20 protein-coding genes are annotated in these 21,174 nt (G+C 65.6%); 13 read left to right on the top strand and 7 right to left on the bottom strand.

Translation table 11 applies throughout. The features are described 5' to 3' along the window. Nucleotides 1-8: 8 nt before the first annotated feature. Together BMX78_RS18185 and BMX78_RS18190 are read right to left on the bottom strand one after the other, a co-directional pair. The gene (locus BMX78_RS18185) at nt 9-1,994 is read right to left on the bottom strand and encodes a glycoside hydrolase family 32 protein (RefSeq protein WP_091422407.1); all 1,986 of its coding nucleotides are present in this window, start codon (nt 1,992-1,994) and stop codon (nt 9-11) included. A gap of 110 nt (nt 1,995-2,104) precedes the next feature. Then, the gene (locus tag BMX78_RS18190; protein ID WP_091422408.1) at nt 2,105-2,704 is read right to left on the bottom strand and encodes a YdeI/OmpD-associated family protein; all 600 of its coding nucleotides are present in this window, start codon (nt 2,702-2,704) and stop codon (nt 2,105-2,107) included. A 104-nt stretch (nt 2,705-2,808) separates the two neighbouring features. Here BMX78_RS18190 and BMX78_RS18195 point away from each other — a divergent pair, with 104 nt between their 5' ends. The 6 genes from BMX78_RS18195 (at nt 2,809) to BMX78_RS18220 (ending at nt 8,178) form a co-directional block, all read left to right on the top strand. Beyond that, nucleotides 2,809-3,543 (top strand): hypothetical protein, encoded by a 735-nt coding sequence (locus BMX78_RS18195; protein WP_091422412.1) that lies wholly within the window; start codon nt 2,809-2,811, stop codon nt 3,541-3,543. 9 nt (nt 3,544-3,552) lie between these two features. After that, complete coding sequence (locus tag BMX78_RS18200) at nt 3,553-4,092, top strand: NUDIX hydrolase family protein (protein WP_050056434.1); 540 nt, start codon at nt 3,553-3,555, stop codon at nt 4,090-4,092. Nucleotides 4,093-4,179: 87 nt separating this feature from the next. Beyond that, nucleotides 4,180-5,232: a DUF6707 family protein gene (locus BMX78_RS18205; protein ID WP_091422414.1), complete on the top strand. Its 1,053-nt coding sequence runs from the start codon at nt 4,180-4,182 to the stop codon at nt 5,230-5,232. Between the two features lie 61 nt (nt 5,233-5,293). Continuing rightward, nucleotides 5,294-6,019: an SRPBCC family protein gene (locus tag BMX78_RS18210; RefSeq protein WP_091422417.1), complete on the top strand. Its 726-nt coding sequence runs from the start codon at nt 5,294-5,296 to the stop codon at nt 6,017-6,019. A gap of 33 nt (nt 6,020-6,052) precedes the next feature. Further along, nucleotides 6,053-7,393 (top strand): tRNA guanosine(34) transglycosylase Tgt, encoded by a 1,341-nt coding sequence (tgt, locus tag BMX78_RS18215; protein WP_091422418.1) that lies wholly within the window; start codon nt 6,053-6,055, stop codon nt 7,391-7,393. 35 nt (nt 7,394-7,428) lie between these two features. Beyond that, nucleotides 7,429-8,178, top strand: coding sequence for a dienelactone hydrolase family protein (locus tag BMX78_RS18220; protein WP_091422421.1), 750 nt, complete (start codon nt 7,429-7,431; stop codon nt 8,176-8,178). Here BMX78_RS18220 and BMX78_RS18225 read toward each other — a convergent pair whose 3' ends face one another. Beyond that, nucleotides 8,179-8,895, bottom strand: coding sequence for a queuosine precursor transporter (locus BMX78_RS18225; RefSeq protein WP_091422423.1), 717 nt, complete (start codon nt 8,893-8,895; stop codon nt 8,179-8,181). It abuts the gene before it with no gap. Between the two features lie 161 nt (nt 8,896-9,056). On the opposite strand from BMX78_RS18225, the gene BMX78_RS18230 reads away from it, so the two are divergent. Continuing rightward, nucleotides 9,057-9,914, top strand: coding sequence for a hydroxymethylpyrimidine/phosphomethylpyrimidine kinase (locus tag BMX78_RS18230; RefSeq protein WP_091422426.1), 858 nt, complete (start codon nt 9,057-9,059; stop codon nt 9,912-9,914). A 26-nt stretch (nt 9,915-9,940) separates the two neighbouring features. On the opposite strand, the gene BMX78_RS18235 is transcribed toward BMX78_RS18230, so the two are convergent. After that, entirely contained in the window at nt 9,941-10,549 is a 609-nt protein-coding gene (locus tag BMX78_RS18235) for a TetR/AcrR family transcriptional regulator (protein WP_091422428.1), read from the bottom strand. Between the two features lie 98 nt (nt 10,550-10,647). On the opposite strand from BMX78_RS18235, the gene BMX78_RS18240 reads away from it, so the two are divergent. Further along, complete coding sequence (locus BMX78_RS18240) at nt 10,648-10,947, top strand: putative antibiotic biosynthesis monooxygenase (protein WP_091422430.1); 300 nt, start codon at nt 10,648-10,650, stop codon at nt 10,945-10,947. A gap of 28 nt (nt 10,948-10,975) precedes the next feature. Here BMX78_RS18240 and BMX78_RS18245 read toward each other — a convergent pair whose 3' ends face one another. Both BMX78_RS18245 and BMX78_RS18250 read right to left on the bottom strand, forming a co-directional pair. Further along, nucleotides 10,976-12,217 (bottom strand): serpin family protein, encoded by a 1,242-nt coding sequence (locus BMX78_RS18245; RefSeq protein ID WP_091422509.1) that lies wholly within the window; start codon nt 12,215-12,217, stop codon nt 10,976-10,978. Between the two features lie 344 nt (nt 12,218-12,561). Beyond that, nucleotides 12,562-13,953 (bottom strand): MFS transporter, encoded by a 1,392-nt coding sequence (locus BMX78_RS18250; RefSeq protein ID WP_091422432.1) that lies wholly within the window; start codon nt 13,951-13,953, stop codon nt 12,562-12,564. A gap of 346 nt (nt 13,954-14,299) precedes the next feature. Between BMX78_RS18250 and BMX78_RS18255 the strand changes: the two genes are divergently transcribed. From BMX78_RS18255 to BMX78_RS18270, 4 genes are all read left to right on the top strand, one after another. Next, entirely contained in the window at nt 14,300-14,968 is a 669-nt protein-coding gene (locus tag BMX78_RS18255; RefSeq protein WP_091422434.1) for a response regulator transcription factor, read from the top strand. Next, nucleotides 14,965-16,410: a sensor histidine kinase gene (locus BMX78_RS18260; RefSeq protein WP_091422437.1), complete on the top strand. Its 1,446-nt coding sequence runs from the start codon at nt 14,965-14,967 to the stop codon at nt 16,408-16,410. The genes BMX78_RS18255 and BMX78_RS18260 overlap by 4 nt, the downstream gene beginning before the upstream one ends. Beyond that, complete coding sequence (locus BMX78_RS18265; RefSeq protein WP_091422438.1) at nt 16,407-17,426, top strand: TAXI family TRAP transporter solute-binding subunit; 1,020 nt, start codon at nt 16,407-16,409, stop codon at nt 17,424-17,426. The genes BMX78_RS18260 and BMX78_RS18265 overlap by 4 nt, the downstream gene beginning before the upstream one ends. A gap of 213 nt (nt 17,427-17,639) precedes the next feature. Further along, nucleotides 17,640-18,116: a hypothetical protein gene (locus BMX78_RS18270; RefSeq protein ID WP_139205026.1), complete on the top strand. Its 477-nt coding sequence runs from the start codon at nt 17,640-17,642 to the stop codon at nt 18,114-18,116. A gap of 25 nt (nt 18,117-18,141) precedes the next feature. On the opposite strand, the gene BMX78_RS18275 is transcribed toward BMX78_RS18270, so the two are convergent. Next, nucleotides 18,142-19,626, bottom strand: coding sequence for a helix-turn-helix transcriptional regulator (locus BMX78_RS18275; RefSeq protein ID WP_091422442.1), 1,485 nt, complete (start codon nt 19,624-19,626; stop codon nt 18,142-18,144). Nucleotides 19,627-19,801: 175 nt separating this feature from the next. On the opposite strand from BMX78_RS18275, the gene aceA reads away from it, so the two are divergent. Then, entirely contained in the window at nt 19,802-21,118 is a 1,317-nt protein-coding gene (aceA, locus tag BMX78_RS18280) for an isocitrate lyase (protein ID WP_091422446.1), read from the top strand. Nucleotides 21,119-21,174 lie beyond the last annotated feature (56 nt).

Here is a 21,174-nt window from a genome sequence, read left to right on the forward strand (position 1 = left end):
GCTGCGCCTCAGCGGATTCCCGCGAGCGGCGTAACTGTGCCGCTGTTGACGCTCACGGGACCGCCCGCCGCCGTGACGCGCACCTCTTTGGTGCCCGACGGCGGGAAGACGAGCGAGGTAAGGCTCTGCCTGCCGCCATCCACAAACACTTCCACCGAGGACCTGTCCACGTAGGCCGTCAGGCGGACGGTTCCACTTCCCGGGCCGCCATCTGACGCCTGGATCTGGCTGTACGTGTTGCGCCCCGCGGCCTTATCGCTGCCTGCGTCAGGGCGCGGGGCGCCGGCAACGTCGTCGCCGTCCCTGGCAACAAAAGCTTTGCCGGTCGCAAAGTCGTAGCCAACGGTGGCATAGGTCCTGCCGCCGCTTTGCAGGAGCACACGGGCTTCGCCTTTCGCCGATTCCGGCTTCGCCAGTTCAACATCCACCTTGAACGCTCCGCCGGCCGGAACGGACAGGGCCTCGCCAGGCTCGTCCCGGAGCATTCCCGCCGGAATCGGTGTCGGGGCACCCTCCAAGGATTTGAGGGCGGGGGTGGGCGTGGACACCAAAGCCGGCCGCCCGCCGTCGGACTCCAGACGGATGTCCCGCACCACTGACGCCGCGCCGAACCAGTCCTTGGTAGGCAGCTCGCGGGCGTAGGCCCAGTTGTTCATCCACCCGATCGCGTGCCGGGAGAACTTGCGCTGCCCGTCGGTCAGCCGCGGGTCGTCCCAGGTGACGGCGGCGTAGAAGTCCGATCCGGCGTCGAGCCATTGGTGGTCACCGTCGGCCGTGAATCCCTTGCCGTCCCAGCTGCCCGTCCAGTACGCCAGCCCGGTGGTCCGACCTTCCGCGGCGCCGTTGGCACTGGCAGCCAGCACCCAAGTGCGCCGGGATGGATCACCGTCGATGTCCATTTGGAAGAAGTCCGGGCACTCGAGGATGCCCAGGTTTTCCCGGTCGAAGTCCGAAACGTAGTTCCACTGCTTCAGGTCCTGCGATGTGTAGAAGCCGATCTTCTGGCCCTCGGCGAGCAGCATGAGCCACTGGTTGTTGGCTTCGTCGCGCACAACCCGGGGATCGCGCCAGTGCTGCGCACCGGGATTCTCCATCACGGGATTCCCGTCGTAGCTGGTGAAGCTGGACCCGTTGTCCGTGGAGTAGAACAGGGACTGGCGCTGGACGCCGTCGTGCTGCTGGGTAAGAATCGCCACCACCGCACCCTTGCCGAAGCCGGCGGTACCCTCGGTGTCCACGACGGCTGACCCGGTTTCAATGTCCCCCAAGCCGTTACGGAACTTGGGGATGGCCACGCCTTCGTTCTTCCAGTGCACCAGGTCCGCGCTGGTGGCATGGAACCACTCGGTGCCGTTCCCTTCCGGGTAGTCGGCGTTGTAGAGGTAGTAGTAATGCCACTGGCCGTCCAGGAAGAACGGGCGTTGCGGATCGTTCATCCACCGCTGCTTGGGGGTGAGGTGGTAGGCCGGGCGGTACCCGGGGTTCCCGGCAGGAGCCTGCAGTTGCGCCGCATCGGCCGCAGGCCACGTCCGCTCCTCACCCAGGTCCGCGAGCAGGGCGTCCCGCGCCTCGGAACTGATGCACGCTGGAAGCTGCACGGCTTCCGGATCCTGCCGCACGGCGTCGGCTGCGCTGCTGCGCAGGAAAACCTGGCCGTCCATCCGTACCCCGGCCAGCCAGCCGCTGCCGCACTCGATGCTGCGCACATCCTCCGCGCCCTCCGCAGGTATGTCCTTCCCGCGCTCCGCCAGCGTCCGGTCGTTACCGTTCAGCCACAGCGAGGCGTAGGCACCCGTCTGCTCCCGGGCAGCGGCCTGGGCAGCTGCGACACTGCCAAGGACATGGCCGGCCTTGGCGCCTGCCCCGGAACCGGCGTTGCCGGACAGGAACAGGGAGAGGACCACCACCAGGGCGGCAGCGGCCGCCGCGGTTGCCCACCACAAGGGGCGGCCCGGGAAAATGCGGGTGAAAATTTTGAAGGGTTTGCGGATCATGGGTATCGTTCCGTCGCCGAACACACAAATGCCGCCCCCGGATGAGGAGGCGGCATCAGCGCAAGTGAACCATCAACCCTACGCGTTCACACGCCAGGACCCAATTACTGTTACATCTCGGCCGGCCGCTTCTTCTGCGGGTATGGCGTCTCGCCGCGGGCCAGCATCTCCACGAATCCGGCAATTTTCCGTTCGCGGGTGGCGGCCTGCTTGACAGAGTTGGTCCGGTAGATCAAGGCGAAACGGTTGGTTTTGGTGAGGACATCGAACATCGCCTGGGCGGCCGGAACGGCAGCGATGGCGGCGGCCAGATCCGCCGGAACCTCGGCCGTGGCCTGCCCGTCATACGCCTTGTCCCAGCGGCCGTCCGCCTTGGCGGCATTCACGGCTGCCCAGCCGGCGTCTGTCATCCGGCCCTCGGCGTCCAGCCGGGCCACATGGCCGACATTCCGGGCAGACCACGGGCTTTTGGGACCACGCGGCGTCATCCGCTGCAGTGATGTTTCGCTGTCCCGGCTCTTGCCCTGGCCGTCGATCCAGCCGAAGCACAGCGCCTCATCCAGCGCCGCCGCATAGTCCAGCGCCGTGACCTGCCCGCCCTTTTTATGCAGGACCAGCCACACACCACGGCTGGTCTTGTGGTTTTCCTCCAGCCAGCCGCGCCACGCGGCGGCGTCCGGCACCAGCAGTTCCTCGAGTTCAACAGCCATGGCCCTATTCTGCCTGTGACCCGCGACGGCACAACCCCTCCCCGGCAGACACCGGCCGTGGCACCATGGCCTTACGCCCGCTTCACCGAACAAAAGGAAAGACCATGCTGCGTGTCCGACCGCTCCATTTCACGTCCAGGACCGATGTCTGGGAGCTGCTGCTCACCGAGTTGGGCATGGTCCGCACCGAAAATGAGCCCGGGTGGCAGGTGTTCGACGCCGGTTCGGGCCGCCTTGCCCTCCACGCCGTTCCGGACGGAGCAGCCGAGGACGGAACCACCGCATTCGCAGTGGAGGTGGGTGACCTTGCGGAGTTCGCCCGTCGCACCAACCTCTCGGCCCGGGATGCTGGAACCACCCCCGCGGAAATCATCACGGCGGGCCACGGCGAAACCTGCCGGATCACAGCACCGGACGGATTCACTTTCCTGGCCGACAAAGCCGTCCACACGGCCCAGTGCGCCGACGCTGACCCGGCCCTGGCCGTCGTCGGGGTCTGGTTTACGGAGGACACAGCCTCGGCAACACGGACCCTGCAGCATATTGGCGCCCGTCCCCGCCCGGTGCCTGACGCTGACGAAACCGCCGACTTCACGGCCAAAAACGGAGGGGTGCTTCTGGTGCGTCCGGCCGCGGGCACGCCCCGGTCCGGCCTGGGTTTTGAGTACGACGGCGGCCTGGAACCATTGCGGGCACGCCTCGCCTCCGCGGGGTTTGAGGCAACCGTGACGGAGGAGGCCTTTGGCAGCACCCTCCACGTGGCCAACCCGGACGCCGGGTTCGGCGCGGACCACGTGCCGGGGGCGGTGTGGGTCTCCGGGCGCCGTCCCATGGGGTAGAACTTAAGCATGAACGTGCGCACACCTGACCCGAATCCCGGCTGGCTCTCCGAAGAAGACCTTTTTGAGGCGCGCGGGCGGCTGCCCATGGTGTACGTGGAGGCTGTGCCGGTCCGGCTCGATCCGCTGGGTTTCGTCAACGAAGTGGGAACCCTGCTCCAGGCCGACGAGGACGGCACCATGGTCCGTTCGCTGGTGTCCGGGCGCGTCATCTACCGCGAAACCATCCGGGCAGCCCTTCTCCGGCACATGGAAAAGGATCTTGGCCCGCTGGCGTTTCCGCAGCTGCCCATCAGCCCCGTCCCTTTCACGGTGGCGGAGTACTTCCCTGCCCCGTCCCAGACCGGCTTCACCGATGAGCGGCAACACGCCGTGTCCCTGGCCTACGTCATCCCTGTAACGGGCGAATGCGAACCGCGCCAGGACGCCCTGGAGCTGACCTGGATGACCCCCGAGGAAGTCCTGAGCCCCGGCGTACAGATGGAGTTCAGCGGCGGGCGCGGCGGCCTGATCCGGCAGGCGCTTGCCTTCGCGGGCGTAGGGTTCTGACACCCTCGGCAGCACCCGGCGTCCCCGACTTCCGGCGCCCTCCTTTGTAGACTGTAGGGCGGACCGCAAGAGAACTTAAGGACTCCCATGACCGAAACACCAGCCGCCCGGAACTACAGCGAACAGCAGGCTGGATCTCTGACCACCGGCAGCCACATCCTGCTGCCGGACGGTGAGCGGACAGCGGAAATCCGCCAGGTTGAGCTTGAGCAGGACGATTTCGGCGCGCCCGCGCTGGTCCTCGCCAGCCTGTCCGGCGGAGGCACCTTGCGCATCGCCGTGGGCACCTCGGTGACTGTGGTGGACGGAGCGTTCGACGGAGTCACGCAGCTTCCGCTGCAGGCCACCCCCTCCGGAATGGCGGGCACTGCCGGGGCCGTTGGCGCCGCCGGGGAAACGGGACCCGCTAAGGAGGCCGGGCTGGAGCAGCCCGGCGGAGAGGCGGCTGCGGCACCTGCTGCTCCCGCCGTCGTCGTGCCACCCTTGCCTGCTGTCCCGCCGGCGGTCACCGGCCCCGGCGAGGAGGAACTTGCCCTGATCCCGGCGCCGAAGGGTACGCCGGAGTCTGTGGTGGAAGCCGCGGCCGAAGCCCACCCGGACGCGGAAGGTGTGCTGCTGCTGGCCGACCGGCTGGCGAAGGGGGTTAACTTCAAGTCCGGCAGCTGCCTGAAAGACATTAGCGACCTCGCCCACGAACTCTTCATCACCCTCAAGGACTCGGACGGTTCCCTGGCCGTCGCGGACCTGCTCAACGTGCTGCCCTATGACGGGAACCCCGGCCGGTGGGCCTCCGTGGAAGCCTCCCTGGCGCTCTCCAGCTACATCTGCCGGCAGAACGGCCAGGAAGCGCGGGCCGAGGTCTACGAAAAGCTGCTCCGCACCCCGGAAAACCAGGAAACGGACCCCTTCAAGGCCCGGATGGCCGCCAAGGTGCGGCAGCGCTCGCTCAACGAGCCCAACCTGTACGACAAGGAAATCTTCCGGTCCATCGATAACTCCAACCACGAGGCAGAGCGCGAATGGCGGCTGCTGCGGCTCGAATCCCTCTTGTTCCTGCGGGCGCACGGGGGCTCGGAAACCATCGGGGCGGGCGAGCTTGAACGCCGCATCAGCAACGAACTTGAGGCAGTCCGGGCCTGAAGTCCACAGCCAACAAAATAACCCCTACCCGGCGCGGGGCCGGAGTTGTACATTCGGGGCTATGACTAACAATCTGAGCGTTTTGATCAATGCTGACGCGCCGCAGGTCTGGACGATGCTGCGCGAACCGTCCAAAGTGGCCCAATGGCACGGCTGGCAGGCCGAGGACCTGGACGCCGAGATCAAACAGATCTACTTTTCGGGGGACGAAGAGGAAGCACCGGACCACACGAGCTTCACGGTCCACGGCGGCGACGTCTTCGAGCTCCACCCCGAGCCCAACGGGACCCGGGTCAGCATCACCCGCGCGGCGCTGGACCACAACTCGGAATGGGCCGCCTGGGACGAAGACATCACCCAGGGCTGGCTGACGTTCCTGGAGCAACTCCGCTTTGCGCTCGAACGGCACCCGCACGGGAAACGCCACACACTGTTCCTGCAGGTGCCCGGCGGTTCGGTTTCCGCCACTGAAAAACTCGGCCTCTCGGACGTTCCCGCCCCGGGCGCTGAGTACACGCTGACCTTGCCCACCGGCGAGGAGATCTCCGGGAAGGTCTGGTACCGGAGCAACCACCAGGTGGGGCTCACAGTCCACAGCTACGCGGAGCACGGCGACGGCCTGCTGATCGTGGCCGACCAGCCAAAGATCGAGGATGTCCGGCCCGACGGCGGCTCGCTGGTCATTATCTCCACCTACGGCCTCGGCGCTGGCCGGCTTGAGGCGATCCGCGCGTCCTGGGACTCGTGGCGGGCCGAGAACTACCCCACGGCGGAACCGGTCAGCTGAGGGAACAGTCCCAATTGCTGGCACACTGGTACGGTGCCAGCCAACCCTGCTTCCGCTTCGTCCCCTTCTGCCCCGGCGGCTGCCCCCGCCCGGGAAACCGCACTGCACGGCGCGTTGTCCCGGCAGTCCGAGTTCGGCTTCCGGGTGGGCTCCCGCCTTTCGGAGGCGTGCCCTGCATCCGCCGCCCAGGTTGCGGACAACGGCGGTGAATTCCTGGGGCGCACCGGCACCATCACCACGCCCCATGGGGAAATCCGCACACCCGCGTTCATCGCCGTGGGGACAAAAGCCACGGTGAAGGCCGTGCTGCCCGAATCCATGGCGGGCCTTGGCGCGCAGGCCCTGCTGGCCAACGCCTACCACCTGTACCTGCAGCCGGGCGCGGACATCCTCGATGAGGCCGGCGGCCTGGGTGCCTTTATGAACTGGTCCGGGCCCACGTTCACGGACTCGGGCGGATTCCAGGTGATGAGCCTGGGCTCGGGGTTCAAGAAGGTCATCGACATGAAATCCGTTGACGCGTCCGGGCCCGATGACGCCGTGGCCCCCGGCAAGGAGCGACTGGCCCACATCGACGACGACGGCGTCTGGTTCAAATCGCACTTGAACGGGGACCGGCACCGCTTCTCCCCCGAAATCTCCATGCAGGTCCAGCACCAGATCGGCGCGGACATCATGTTTGCCTTTGACGAGTTGACCACCCTGCAGAATTCCCGGGGCTACCAGGAGGAATCGCTGGAGCGCACGCGGCTGTGGGCGGAGCGGTGCATCGCGGAGCACTTCCGGCTGACGGATTCGCGGGCGGGGAAGCCGTACCAGGCCCTGTTCGGCGTGATCCAGGGCGCCCAGTACGAGGACCTGCGCCGGAAGGCCTGCCGGGACCTCGGCGCCATGCCGTTCGACGGTTTCGGCATCGGCGGGGCCCTGGAAAAGGAGAACCTGGGCACGATTGTCCGCTGGTGCAACGAGGAACTTCCCGAGGACAAACCGCGCCACCTGCTGGGCATCTCCGAGCCGGACGACATCTTCACGGCCATCGAAAACGGCGCCGACACCTTCGACTGCGTCTCCCCCACCCGCGTGGCCCGGAACTCGGCGTTCTACACCCCGCAGGGCCGCTTCAACCTTTCCGGCGCAAAGTACAAGCGCGATTTCGGCCCGCTCCAGGACGGCTGCGACTGCTACACCTGCACGCATTACTCGCGGGCCTACATCCACCACCTGTTCAAGGCCAAGGAGATGCTCTCCGCCACCCTGATCTCCATCCACAACGAGCGGTTCGTGGTGAAAATGGTGGATGACGCCCGGCTGGCCATCGAATCCGGCACCTTCTTCGAGTTCAAGGCCGAAACCCTGGGCCGGTATTACTCCTGAGCCAATGCCTGCGCCTGTTCCGATATCCTGACCCCATGCCCATCGAAATTCCCGCCGCAGCTGGCACCGCCGAGGCCCTTGTGGCCCGTCCCTCCACCGGCACCGGTCCCTTTCCCGGCGTCATCCTCTACATGGACGCCCTCGGCCTGCGCCCCCGGATCCAGGACATGGCCCAGAGGGTGGCCGATTGGGGCTACATTGTCCTGGCGCCGAACGTCTTCTACCGTGAAGGCAAGGCAGCCGAGCTCGCTCCCACCACTGACATGACCACGCCGGAAGGCAGGGAAACCGCCGGCAAAGCCGCCTTCCCGCGGGTGGGGCGGCTGACTGCGGACAAGGCCGTGGCTGACGTGGACGCGTGGGTCAAGGCGCTCGGCGGGCTCGACGGCGTCGCGCCGGGCCCGATCGGCGCCTTCGGCTACTGCATGGGAGCCAGGCTTGCTGTCCGCACCGCAACCGCACGGCCTGATGTGGTGGCAGCCTGCGCCGGCTTCCATGGCGGCGGACTGGCCACCGACGCTCCGGACAGCCCCCACCTCGGACTTGTCCGGGCCCGCGCCCGGTTTGTGTTCGGCCACGCCGACCACGACCCAAGTATGGCTCCCGACGCCGTTGCCCGACTGGGCGAGGCACTCGAGTCAGCGGGCCTTGAGGCCTCGAACGAGATCTACCCCGGAGCCTCCCACGGCTATTCCATGGCGGACACCTCGGCCTTCCACGCCGAGGCCACGGAACGTCACTTCCGGGAGCTGCGGGCGCTGCTCGACGCCACCCTCAAGGGTTAACTACGCGCCGTAGCTCGGTTCGCGCTTCTTGACCCAGCCGATCACCAGGGACGTGACCGGCACAAAAATGAACTCCACCAGGGTCTTGTACACGAAGCCCACCACCACGTAGTTCACAAAAGTTCCGAAGTCGGTGATGCCGATGACGGACGCGGCAATACTGCAGAAGATCAGGGTGTCCACGAACTCGCCCGCACCTGAGGAGCCCATCAGCCGTGCCCACAAGGACTTCTCCCCGGAGCGGGCCTTCATCTTCACCAGGATCCAGGAGTTGATGGTCTGCCCGGCGAGGAACGCCAGCAGCGAGGCGACCACAATCTGGGGAACGGGGCCCAGGGCGCCTTCCAGCGCGGCCTGCTTGGACATTCCGTACTCGTCGTCGAAGCCGGGCAGCGCGATGATCACCCAGTAGCAGAGGGATGCGAACACGGACAGCGCGAAGGTGGTGAAGATGGCTTTGCGGGCCACCCTGAAGCCGTAGACCTCGCTGATGACGTCGCCCAGGATGTACGCCAGCGGGAACAGGAAGAAGCCACCGTCAGTGATGATGGGGCCGATCGCCACACCCTTTGAAGCACCGATGTTGGACAGGATCAGCACCACGGCCATCACCGCCAGCATGATCGCGAAGTAGGGGGAACCGATGGAAGCGAACCTGGCGCCGCTGCCGGCGTGAGTGGTTTGGGGCGCGGCGTTCTGGCCTGGGGCTGAGGGCATGGGGGTTCCGTTCGTAGTGGTTCGCTCGGGGCCCGGAAAGAATGCGGGGCGGCCGGCTGTATTAGCACTGTCCGCCCCATTGTCCCATTGAACCGGTGCTGCCTTGGGCACTGTTCAGGCACACAAAGCGGACGGTCGACGGCGGATGGCAGGATGGTGCCATGACTTCCGTTTCCACCGATGTCCAGTCCCCCGCAGCAGCTCCCGCCGTCGTCCTGACGATCGCGGGATCCGAAGCCACCGGCGGTGCCGGCGCGCAGGCCGACCTGAAGACCTTCCAGGAGCTGGGGGTCTTTGGCATTGCCAACCTGACCTGCATCGTGTCCTTCAACCCGAACGACAGCTGGAACCACCGCTTCGTGCCGGTGGACCAGCAGGTGATCGCCGACCAGCTGGAGGCAACGACGGCAGCGTACGGCCCGTCGTCGGGCGCGCCGTCCGTCCTGGACACGGTGAAAATCGGGATGCTGGGCAGCCCGGCCACCATCAGCACTGTGGCAGGCGCATTGGACGGGGGCGGGTTCCGCAACGTGGTGCTGGACCCGGTGCTGATCTGCAAGGGCCAGGAGCCGGGACACGCCCTGGACACCGACCAGGCGCTGAAGTCGCAGATCCTTCCGCTGGCCACCTTCGTGACGCCCAACCACTTCGAGGCGGAATCCCTCTCCGGCCTGGAGATCACGGACGTGGAGTCCCTGAAGGCAGCAGCCGTGCGTATCCACGAGCTCAGCGGTGCAGCAGTGCTCGCCAAGGGCGGGGTGCGGCTGGAAGGCCCGGACGCCGTCGACGTTTTCTACGACGGCGAGACCCTGGAGGTGCTGCGCGCCGGGAAGGTGGGCGAGGTGGCGGTGTCCGGCGCAGGGTGCTCCCTTGCTGCCGCGGTCACCGCCGAACTGGCCAAGGGCGCGGCGCCGCTGGAGGCGGCACGGACAGCGAAGGCGTTTGTTACCGCCGGGATCCGGAACCGCGTGGCCTCGGGTGCGCCGTTTGATGCCCTGTGGCAGGGCGGCCCGCGCTAGCATCCCCCCTTGCCCTGCTGCTTGCCCTATTGCCGGGCTGCCGCCACCGGAGCCTCGTCCAGGAGGGCTTCGGCGATGTGCGTGGCAGTCCGGGCGATGAAGGCCCGACGGCGTTCCAGCCGGTCCGGTGCGGTGCCGGCGAGCAGTTCGTCGATCTGCGGCAGCACCGGCCAGCCGTCGCAAAGCGTCACGATGGTGATAACAAGGTCGGCAGCGTCGGTCCGGTCGATGCCCGGCAGGACGCGAAGCATCTGGTCCACCTTGGCGGCACAATGGTCTGCCCGGGTGGCACGGTCCACTGTGTTGCGGCCGCGCTCCAGACCTTCCCAGAACAGCAGCCGCGCAAGGGCACTGTCCTTGGTGTGACGGTCAAAGAGCTTCGCGGCGTACTCTCCCACGGCCGCAGCGCCATGCCCCTCGATGGGGACTTCGGTCATCACCCGGACCAGTTCCGCGGCCAGGACGGCGTCAAAGAGATCGTCCTTCTTGCCGAAGTACTGGTAGATGCGTTCCTTGTTCACGCCGGCGGCGGCCGCGATGCGGTCCACCCTGGCACCGGCCAACCCTTTTTCGCTGAATTCCTCGGTGGCAGCAGCCAGCAGCAGCGCTTTGGTGCGTTCAGTGTCCCAGGCCATAACGACATTCTACGCGACTCCAACTAGGTAGTTGCACTTTGCCCGGCAGGGGTCTACTGTCAATTCCAGCAAAAGCAACCGTCTAGTTGGAGATTCCCGTGAACAATCCCGCCGCTCCCGCCGCCGTCACTACAGCAGCCGCTCCCGCGTCCGTCCCAGTTGCTGTCCCCTCCCCGTCCATCCACGTACGGGCAGTCATCACGTGGCTGGCCATCTTTCCCCTCGTCGCCGTGGGCATGCTGTTGAGCGCACCGCTGACGGAAAGCTGGCACCCCGTCCTCCGTGCCCTGGCCCTCACGCTGGTGGTTGTCCCGGCGGCCGTGTACGTGGTGCTGCCGCGGCTGTTCGCGGCGTACGGCGCGATCGTCCGCCGCGCAGTGGAAAAGTCCCGCCGCTAAGCTGCCTGGGCCGGCCGCCAAGCGCCTTTCAGCGCGGGTCGGTGACCTTTCCCATAAACAGCGGCAGCCCGGTGTCCGTGTGCACGATCTGGTAGTGGAACGGCCGGTCGAAGGTGATGGACCTTTCGGGCTCGGCCGGGGCACTCGTGGCCATGCCGTTGATCTGGGTGACGGCCGCGGCCACCGTTCCCTTTTCCGCGACGGTAATGTTCGCGTCCTGCGCAGCCTGGGTGAGCACCATGCCCGGCTGGATTGCATCAAAATCCGTGATGGTTTCCAAGGTTTTGCGCAGGCCCATGTGCTCGAACACTTCCCGTAAATCAAAGCTGCTCTTGTGGTCCCAAGTGGGCAGCGCAATGTCGACCATCACGGGATCTGCGGCTTCCAGGGCATCTGCCACCGCGGCCAACAGGTCCGCCTTGATGGCGGCAGCACCGCCGTCGGAACCCCTCGCGGGAAGAACCAGCCGCATCACAAACCCCTCGCCATACGGCAGGTCCACCGCCTGCCAGCCGGCACCCTCGGCGTACGCCATGTACTGCGAGCCGTGCATCATGGGCACGCTGGCGGTTCCCTGCGCCGTGGCAAACGGGGCATCGGACGTAGCCTCAGCAGCAAAGGGGGTCTCCCAGGCGCCGGCAAAATACACGGCGTTCAGGAGGCTGAAGGTGTTCCTGGTGTCGTACTTGGCGGGCGCCTTCTCGATCCGGCCGCCCGTATTCCTGTTGACCCAGGCGTCCATGGCCGGCTTGGTGGCGGCCTCGTCAGGAAAGTCCACGGGGTACACGCCGGTGCCGTAGTGCTTCGCCAAGGTCTTCAGGTAGTCCTCCCCGGTAGGAGTGCTCCGGTCCACAAACAACCCGTTCGCCGTGTGCATCAGGGGCTTGGCGGGCGGGTTTTCCTCGTCCACTGAGCCCGGGTCGCCGTCGTACTCCTCCAACGAGGCGAGCAACGCGTTCATGGCCTCGTCCCGGCCGGCAGCGGGGAGCCCGAGCACGGCATCAATCTCCGCGGCGGCCTCCCCGGTTGCGCCCGCGCGAAGCATGGCGAGGGCAATCAGCAGGCTGCCGGGCGACGCAACCACGTTGCCCTCTCCCCCGCTGGCCAGCAGGGCATCCCCCAGCGTGAAGGCGGAATTCCGGAAACTGGCCAGCTCATCCCTGAAGGCCGCGCTGTCCACCGCGGCACGCTGCACGCCGTCTGCCGTGAGCAACTGCGGCGGCGCCGGTGCAGCACACGCCGCCATGGCCAGTACGGCGCCGAACGCCATTGCGCGCTGGAAATGCTTCACGGCTGTTGCCTCCCCCGGCATCACGCGGCAGTAATCCGCCTGATCCCAGTGAAACAGCGACGACGGCAGCGGACCATGCCGGTAGGGTCACGCTTTGCACTCATTTAGGTCTCGCGCCCCCGCGATGTCCCCCATAGGACGCTCTCTCACTTAACGCGGGGAAACCCGGAACGCTCTATCACTTTCCTGAAGAGAGTGATAGAGCGTTCGGGTATTTCCTGCAGGAACTGATAGAGCGTCCTGCAGTGGTGGGCGTACGACGGCGGGTGTCCACCCGCCGTCGTACCCTCCTTTGTTTTCCGTCTTTGTTCCTTCTCCCGGCGTCACACGCCGAGGGAGTCCTTGTCCTTGCCGCTGCCCGTGGGCGCCTGGTCCCAGGCGTGACCCTGTTCGCGGTCCAGGTGCGTGGCCTTTTTGTTCTTCAGGGCAAAGATGTACACCAGCAGGGACACTGCGATGGCCACGGTGACGTAGGTGAAGAACAGGTCCTCCCGCCCGGCTTTCTGGAAGGCCGCGCCGATCAGCGGGACTGTGCCGCCGAACAGCGAGTTGGCGATGGCGTAGCCCAGGCCCACGCCGAGGGCGCGGATGGAGGCCGGGAAGAGTTCGGCTTTCACCAGGGCGTTGATGGAGGTGTAACCGCCCACGATCAGCAGGCCGCCCATCATGAGCAGGAACGCGGTGAACGGATCCTTGGTGCCTGCAAGGGTGGAGAGCAGCGGCCAGGTGAACAGGACTCCGGTGATGCCGAACCACAGCAGCAGCGGCTTGCGGCCTACCTTGTCCGAGATGATGCCGTAGACCGGCTGCAGCAGCATAAAGATGAACAGCGCCCAGAAGTTGATCACGGAGGTGTCGGTCTTGGCGATGCCGGAGGTATCGTTCATGAACTTCAGGATGAAGTTGGTGTAGGTGTAGAACGCCACGGTGCCGCCCAGGGTAACGCCGATGCAGATCAGCAGCGGCTTCCAGTACTGGGTGAACAGCAGTTTCATGGTGCCCGGCTGAGCTCCCCCCGCTGCCGGGGCCTTGGCAGCCTGGATCTGCTCGGCCGAGACAGTTTCTTCCATGGAGCGCCGCAGCCACAGGACCACCAGCGCGGCGACGCCGCCGATGGCGAACGGGATGCGCCAGCCCCACTCGGTGAGATCGCCCTTGGGTATGGCGTTCTGCAGGATCACCAGGACCAGCAGCGCCAGCATCTGGCCGCCCACCAGGGTGACGTACTGGAAGCTGGAGAAGAATCCGCGGCGCTTGCTGGTGGCGGCCTCTGACATGTACGTGGCGCTGGTGCCGTACTCGCCGCCTACGGAGAACCCCTGGATCACCCGGATGAGGACCAGCAGGATCATCGCCCAGAGCCCGATTACATCCTGCGTGGGAAGGATGGCGATGGCGAATGAACCGGCAGACATCATGGTCACGCTGAGCGTCAATGCTGCCTTGCGGCCCTTGCGGTCCGCGTACCGGCCGAAGAACCAGGCGCCGATGGGGCGCATGAGGAAGGACGTTGAGAAAACGGCCATGGCTTCAAGGCCGGCCTGGAGTTCATCCTTGGAGTTGAAGAAGTGCGCCTGGAAGTAGGCGGCGAAGACTGTGTAGACGTAGAGGTCGTACCACTCCACCAGGTTGCCGGCGGAGCCCTTCAGAATGTTGCCCACGGCGCGCCGGGTCTGTGCCGATTCACTGACTGTTGCGGTTTGCTGGCTGCTCATCGCTGAACCTTCCTTGGCTGCGCGGTCCCCGCTGTCCGCTCCGGCCTGATTTTTGTGCTGTCCATGGCAGCGTTGCTCATGGTTCCTCCTTGAGGTTGTTCGTCCCCTCGCAAAGCCTGAGGACCTCATCCAAGCTATGCGTGAGCCACGGCACAGCCCAAGCGAAAACGGAATTCCTAACACTTCCTTAGGTATTCGTTCCTTTTGCCGTGGTGCCGGATGGCTCCTGCGCGCGCGGCGGAGAACCGGTGGAAGGGGTAATCTGCCAAGGGCAGGCAGAGTGGTGCGGGACAGTCGTCCGGGGAGCCGCGACATCGTGCCGCTCGAAAGGGAACAGGAACTGGCTATGGATGTGCTCATCGTCGAGGATGACGACGCCATGGCATCCGCCCTCGAAGCGGCGGTGGTTTCTGCCGGGCACACCTCCAGCAGGGTGTCCCGCGGCGCGGACGCGCTCCTCGGGCACCGGCGGTTCGGAGTTATCTTGCTGGACCTGGGACTCCCGGACATGGACGGGCTGGAAGTCCTGCGCAAGCTGCGGCAGGTCACCGATGTTCCCATCCTGATTCTGACCGCGCGCGACGACGAACGCAGCGTCGTTCTGGGCCTGCGCTCCGGAGCGGACGACTACCTGGTCAAACCAGTCAAGCTGGTGGAGCTGCTCGCCCGCATTGAGGCTGTGACCCGCCGGGCGGCCAGGTCGCAGGACACCAGGCAGCGCCTCATCACGCTGGGCGACCTGGAAGTGGACCTCGAACGCCGGGTGGCTGTCCTTGCCAAGGAAGACCTTTCCCTGACGGCCACGGAATTCGACCTGCTCGCACTCCTGGCCAGCCATGCAGGTTCAGTGGTGACGCGGGAGCAGATCCTGGACTCGCTGTGGGGTGATGCGTTCGTCGCCTCCTCCCGTGCCCTGGATGTTCATCTGACCGGCCTCCGCGCCAAGCTTGGACTTCCGGGCTTCATCATCAACGTCCGGGGCGTAGGCTACCGCATCGAGGCGGATTCTGCGTGAGGCTCCGCGTCCTCGGGATCCTGAGCGTCCTGTCCGTCCTACTGGTCCTCATCGCGTCCAACACCATCCTGGCGTCGGCCGGCAGGGAACTTACCCAGGAGCTTCAAATCAACCGGGCCGCTTCCCTGAACCGGCTCGCCCAGGTCGCTTTCGACGCCGGGGCCGACGGCGGCGAGGCCACCCAGCTGCAGGCTGAAATGGACCGGTACTCCGAGCTCTATGGGGAAGGCGTCCTGATCCGGCTGCAGCAAGGCACCCTGCGCTCCGGCGGCCTCAGCGAGGACCGGGCCGACGTACGGGACGCCCTGGCCAGGGCAAGCCTGAACCTGAGTGACACCACGCTGGCGCCGGTTCAACCCTTCGGCACCGGTTCGGCGGTGATCTCCCGTTCCTTCGGAAGTGCCAGCCAAGTGCTCGGGGCGGCGGTCCTGGAAGTCAACCAGGACGCTGCCCGCCAGAAACTGCGCGAACGCTGGCTCGCCGTCGGACTGGCCGCAGCTGCCCTCGCGGCGCTGCTCCTCATCGCCGCGGCCCGGGTGACCCGCTGGGTGCTGCGCCCGGTCCACCGGCTCAATGCCGCCGTCGCCGAGCTTGAAACAACTGGCCGGAGCGGCCGGCTGCCGGAGGAAGGCCCGCCCGAGTTGAGGGAACTGAGCCGGTCCTTCACCTCCATGGCACAGAGTGTCAGCGACAGCCTCGAAGCCCAACGCCAGCTCATAGCGGACACCTCCCATGAGCTCCGCAACCCAGTGGGAGCACTGCGGCTGCGGATCGACCTGCTGCAGTTGGAACTGAAGACAACCAAGGAGCGGGCGGCTGCTGCCGCAGTGGTCACGGAGCTTGAACGTGTGGAGGAGATCCTGGACGGCGTGTTGAAACTTGCCGCGGCGGAGCACCGGGCCTTCGCGGACTCGGCCGGCACCCCGTCGGGAGGTCCCTCCCCCGCCGACCGGACTCCGATTGACCCCTTTCCCGTCCTGCAGGGGGAAGCCGAACGGGCAGGACCGGCCGCACGGCTGGCGGGCGCCTCCATCGTGCTCGGGAGCCCGCATCACGTGCCGGCACTCATTGCCTGCCGCCCGGACGACCTGGCCCAGATGGTTGGCGAACTGCTAAACAACGCAATCAAGTACGCCGGCCGCGCCACTGTCACAGTTGCTGTCCACGCACGCGGCGCCAGTGTGGTGATTGAAGTGTCCGACGACGGGCCGGGGCTTTCGTCCGATGAAAGGTCAGTGGCCACACAGCGTTTTTGGCGCTCGCCAAAGCACACGGCGGTCAGCGGCAACGGCCTGGGCATGACCATCGTGGACAAACTGGCAGTGGCGAACGGCGGACGTCTCCTGCTATCCGGGGCACAACCCCACGGTCTGCGAGCCTGCCTCGAGTTCCCGCGGGCCGGCTCAGAGCTGGGAGACCAACCGGCAGGCGGCATCGAATGAGTGACCCTGCTGCCCTTCTGACCACCTCCATGTCGAGGCGTAGCGTGCTCAAAGCCGGTGCGGCCGCCGGACTGGCGGGGATTCTGCTGCCGGCGCTGGGTGCCTGCACTCCGGAAGACCGGGTGGATTCTTTAGTTGTGGCTGGTGGCGAGCCGGGCGGTTTCTACCTCGAGTTCGCTACCCTGCTTGCCGCCTCGCTGCAACGCAACGGGGTGGCCCGGCAGGCCACCGCCCTCCAGACAGGCGGCAGCCTGGACAACCTTGAGCACCTCCTCGGCGGGCGGGCTACGTTTGCCGTCGCCCTTGCTGATTCGGCGGCCGAAAAGGCAGCGGGGAGGATCGCATCCGAGGCGGGAATCGCAGCCCTCGGCCGGGTCTACGAAAACTACGTCCACTGTGCGGTCCGGCAGGCCAGCGGTCTTCGCACCATCTCGGATCTGGCAGGCAGGACGGTGGCTGTGGGTGAGCCGGGGTCCGGAACATCCCTGACCACACCGCGCCTGCTGAAAGCAGCCCGCCTCACTTCCGTCTCCGCCGGTGGTGCCGCCAGCCGCGGAGAAGCGGTGACCGTCCTGAACCTGGGACTCAATGACGGGCTGTCAGCACTCCGGGACGGTTCGGTGGATGCCTTGTTCTGGTCCGGGGGTGTGCCCACCGCCGCCATCGCCGCCGCCCACCACGACGTGGGCCTCGCTTTCCTGGATCTCTCCGTGCTGCTTCCTGTGCTGCGTGCGGAGTATGGCACCTTTTACGACCGGGTGCTCATCCCGGCCGGAGCATACGAGGGGCTTCCCGCAGTCTGGACGGTGGGGGTGACCAACCTGCTGCTGTGCCGTAGCGATCTGGCGGACACCGCCGTAAAGCGGACTGTGGAGCTGTTGGTCAATCGCGCGGAGGAGCTCATTCCCCAGTCCAGCCTGGGTGTCCAGTTCCTCAGCCCGGAATCCCTGATCAACACCGCCGGCCTGCCGCTGCACCCTGGAGCAGCCGCCGCGTACCGGGAGCTCCACGGGTAAGCAAACGCCCCATCACTTCCTGCTTCAATCGGGCAGACGCCCCATCACTCTCGCCTCTGACCACAAACATCCAAGATCTAAGCGGGCGCTTGAATCAGGTCCCGGATTGCGCTTCCGCCAGCTGTCCACATACGGCCTTCGGTTCGTGGCAGCCGGAGTGCGTCCTCATTAGCGTTTGATTTGACCGTCGCAACAAGCAAGGTGAGGATCAATGTGACCAGGAAGCAAGGCCGGTTGGCGCCACGCACGAACACGGCAAAGATCAAGAAAGACGATGGAAGCCGCGTCAACATCGTGGCCCGTAGCGTGATCATGCACGAATTAGACTCCGTGCTGCCAGATTTCCATCGGTGGTATCGGGAGCACGAAGGTAAAAACGATTTTAGGCTGGTTCTGGAACAGCTGACCGGGTTTTATAAGGTCTATGCGCTTTCAAGCCGACGTCCGACCACAGTGACAGCTATGGATCCTGAATGGTTGCTCGAAATGATGGCAGCGTTGTTTGTGGTCCACCAAAAATGTGCCGTCCTGGTGGCAACAACCCTCTATGACTTCCTGCGATTCCTCAGGGATTCGGAACGCTGGTCGGGCAGCCAAGCTGCCTATCTGGAGGCCCGGGCAGTCCTTCGCGCTGCTATTTTCGAGGACGTAATCTCCCCGTTTCGCCTTGCGGGGGAAAGCGTTAAGTAGCCACGCCTGCGGGACGCCGTATCGCTTAACTCCCGGAGTGGGCCTGCAGGAAGCTGTACACCTCAGTTTCGTCCACACCCGGGAAGGCGCCCGGCGGCATGGCGGCCAGCAGGTGCGAGTGGGCGCGGGCGGACGGCCAGGCGTTCCCCGCCCATTCGGACGTCAAGGACTCAGGCGGCCGCTTGCAGCACGTAGGATCCGGACAGTTCGACGTAGCCCGCGCCGTCGTCTCCCGCCCGCGGAACCACTTCACGTGCTGGTAAGGAACACCGATGCTCAATGAAAACTCGCCGCTCGGCGACCGTTCAGTGCGGGCAGTGCACCAGTACGTGCCGGACGGAGTGTCCGTGTACTGGCTGTAAGCGCTGAACTTATCCGGCACGTCGAACACTGCCCGGGACGTCCAGGCCTTACAGGACGGCTGCCCCTCGATGGCGCCGGTGTGATCCTGCGGAAAGTTCACGCCGTCGTTCTCGTAGGCCTTGTAGATGATCCCGCTCTGATGCGTCTTCTGGAAATGGGTGGTGATGCCCAGGTGCCTGGTGGCGAGGTTGGTGAAGCGGTGGGCCGCGGTTTCGTAGGAGACGGCGAACGCGTCCCGGATATCCTCGACCGCGATTTCCTTCGCCGTCTTGGCTTTTTGCAAAAATTCCACCGTTGCCTGCTCGGGCAGGAGCAGGGCGGCGGCGAAATAGTTGGTGGCCACCCGCTGCGCCAGGAAGTCACCGTAGTTTCGGGGCGTCTCATGGCCGAGGACGTAGTGGCCCAGGGCCTGCAGCAGCACCGAGCGGGGATCGTGGTCCTGCCGCTGGCTCTGCGTCAGATAAATTTTGCGGTTCTTCAAATCTGTCACTGACCGGGTTGAATGAGGCAAATCGCCCACGTGATGCAGGGTAAAACCGAGATGCGCGGCGATGTCCGCGATCACGTGCTGGCTCAGCGGCCCGGTGGTGTAACCCACCTCTTTGAGGACCTTCTGCGCTTCGGCCTCATACTCCGGAAAGTAGTTGCCCCGCTCCCGCATCATCGCCCGCAGTTCACCGTTGGCCCTGCGGGCTTCTTCCGGGGTAGCCACCTGCTCGTTCATCTTGCGTTCGAGCTCCTGCAGCAACCCCACCTGGGCCTCGAGCACATCCAGCGGAAGACGCGAGCTGATGCGGATTTTGGGCAGGTTCAGGGATTCATAAAGCCGCCCGCGCTGGTACCGTTCGAGCTCGATTTCCAGGGCCGCTCGGCGGCTGGGAGGTTCGGCCCCCAGCAGTTGGTCGATGCTGACGTTAAGTGCCCCCGCAAGGTGCTGGAGCAGGGTCAACTTGGGCTCACGCTTGCCGTTTTCAATCAGGCTGAGCTGGCTTGGAGCGGTGCCGACGGCGGCGCTCAGGTCATCGAGCGTGAGCCCGGCTTGTTTGCGCAGATGGCGGACGCGGCGGCCTAGGGCAATCACGTCCAGTTCCGCTGCGGCGGTGGACGGCGGCTGGGAAACGTCCCTGTTCCAGCTTGAAGGTGGCATTTCTGAAGAATACGGGAAGAAGTGCGTTTCTTTCCACACTTTCTATCTAGAAAGGAGGTTGAAAGTGCTGAAAAGTAGTGGCTACGGAAAGAAACACAGCACCGGAAAGCCGGTGGGAAACTCAATGAAGCGGTTCCCACCTACTCCATCCGGAGCTCAATCAAGGAGATCAACGATGACTGCAGCATTTGAGCCCACCCAGCAGACGCCCGAACAGCAGGCCGCCGCCCTGGAGCTCGAGTGGGCCGCCAACCCCCGCTGGGAAGGTGTGACCCGGGACTACTCCGCCTCCGACGTCGTCCGCCTCCGCGGCCGCGTCTCCGAAGAGCACACCCTGGCCCGCCGCGGTGCCGAGAAGCTGTGGAAGCAGCTCACCGAAGAGCACAAGACCGGCGGCTACACCAATGCCCTGGGCGCCCTGACCGGCAACCAGGCCGTCCAGCAGGTCAAAGCCGGACTCCGGGCCATCTACCTTTCCGGCTGGCAGGTCGCCGCGGACGCCAACAACTCCGGCCACACGTACCCGGATCAGTCCCTCTACCCCGCCAACTCTGTCCCCACCGTGGTACGCCGGATCAACAACGCCCTACTCCGGGCCGACCAGATCGAATTCTCCGAGGGCGTCCAGACCGTTGAGGACTGGCTGGTCCCGATCGTCGCCGACGCCGAGGCAGGTTTCGGCGGGCCGCTGAACGCCTACGAACTCATGAAATCCATGATCCAGGCCGGCGCCTCGGGTGTTCACTGGGAAGACCAGCTCGCCTCGGAAAAGAAGTGCGGCCACCTCGGCGGCAAGGTCCTGATCCCCACCCAGCAGCACGTCCGCACCCTGAACGCCGCCCGCCTGGCGGCCGACGTCGCGGGCACCCCCTCCGTGGTCATCGCCCGCACCGACGCCGAGGCAGCAACACTGATCACCTCGGACGTGGACCAGCGCGACCAGGAATTCATCACCGGTGAGCGTACCGCCGAGGGCTTCTACAAGGTCCGCAACGGCATCGAACCCTGCATCGCCCGCGCCAAGGCCTACGCCCCCTACTCGGACCTGATCTGGATGGAAACCGGCACCCCGGACCTGGAACTGGCCCGCAAATTCGCCGAAGCGGTCAAGGCCGAGTTCCCGGATCAGATGCTCTCCTACAACTGCTCACCGTCCTTCAACTGGCGCAAGCACCTGGACGACGCCACCATCGCCAAGTTCCAGCGTGAACTCGGCGCCATGGGCTTCACCTTCCAGTTCATCACCCTGGCCGGCTTCCACGCCCTGAACTACTCGATGTTCGACCTCGCCCACGGCTACGCCCGCGAAGGCATGAGCGCCTACGTCGAACTCCAGGAAAGGGAATTCGCCTCCGAATCCCGCGGCTACACCGCAACCAAGCACCAGCGCGAAGTCGGTACCGGCTACTTCGACACCATCGCCACCGCGCTCAACCCGAACGCGTCCACTCTCGCCTTGGTCGGATCGACCGAAGAGGGCCAGTTCCACTAAGTCTTTCCCCCTTTCCCGTTGCCCTATCACTTATGGTCCTCAATCCCTGCTTTTGA

The organism is Arthrobacter sp. OV608 (assembly GCA_900110595.1).
Taxonomy (GTDB): Bacteria; Actinomycetota; Actinomycetes; order Actinomycetales; family Micrococcaceae; genus Arthrobacter.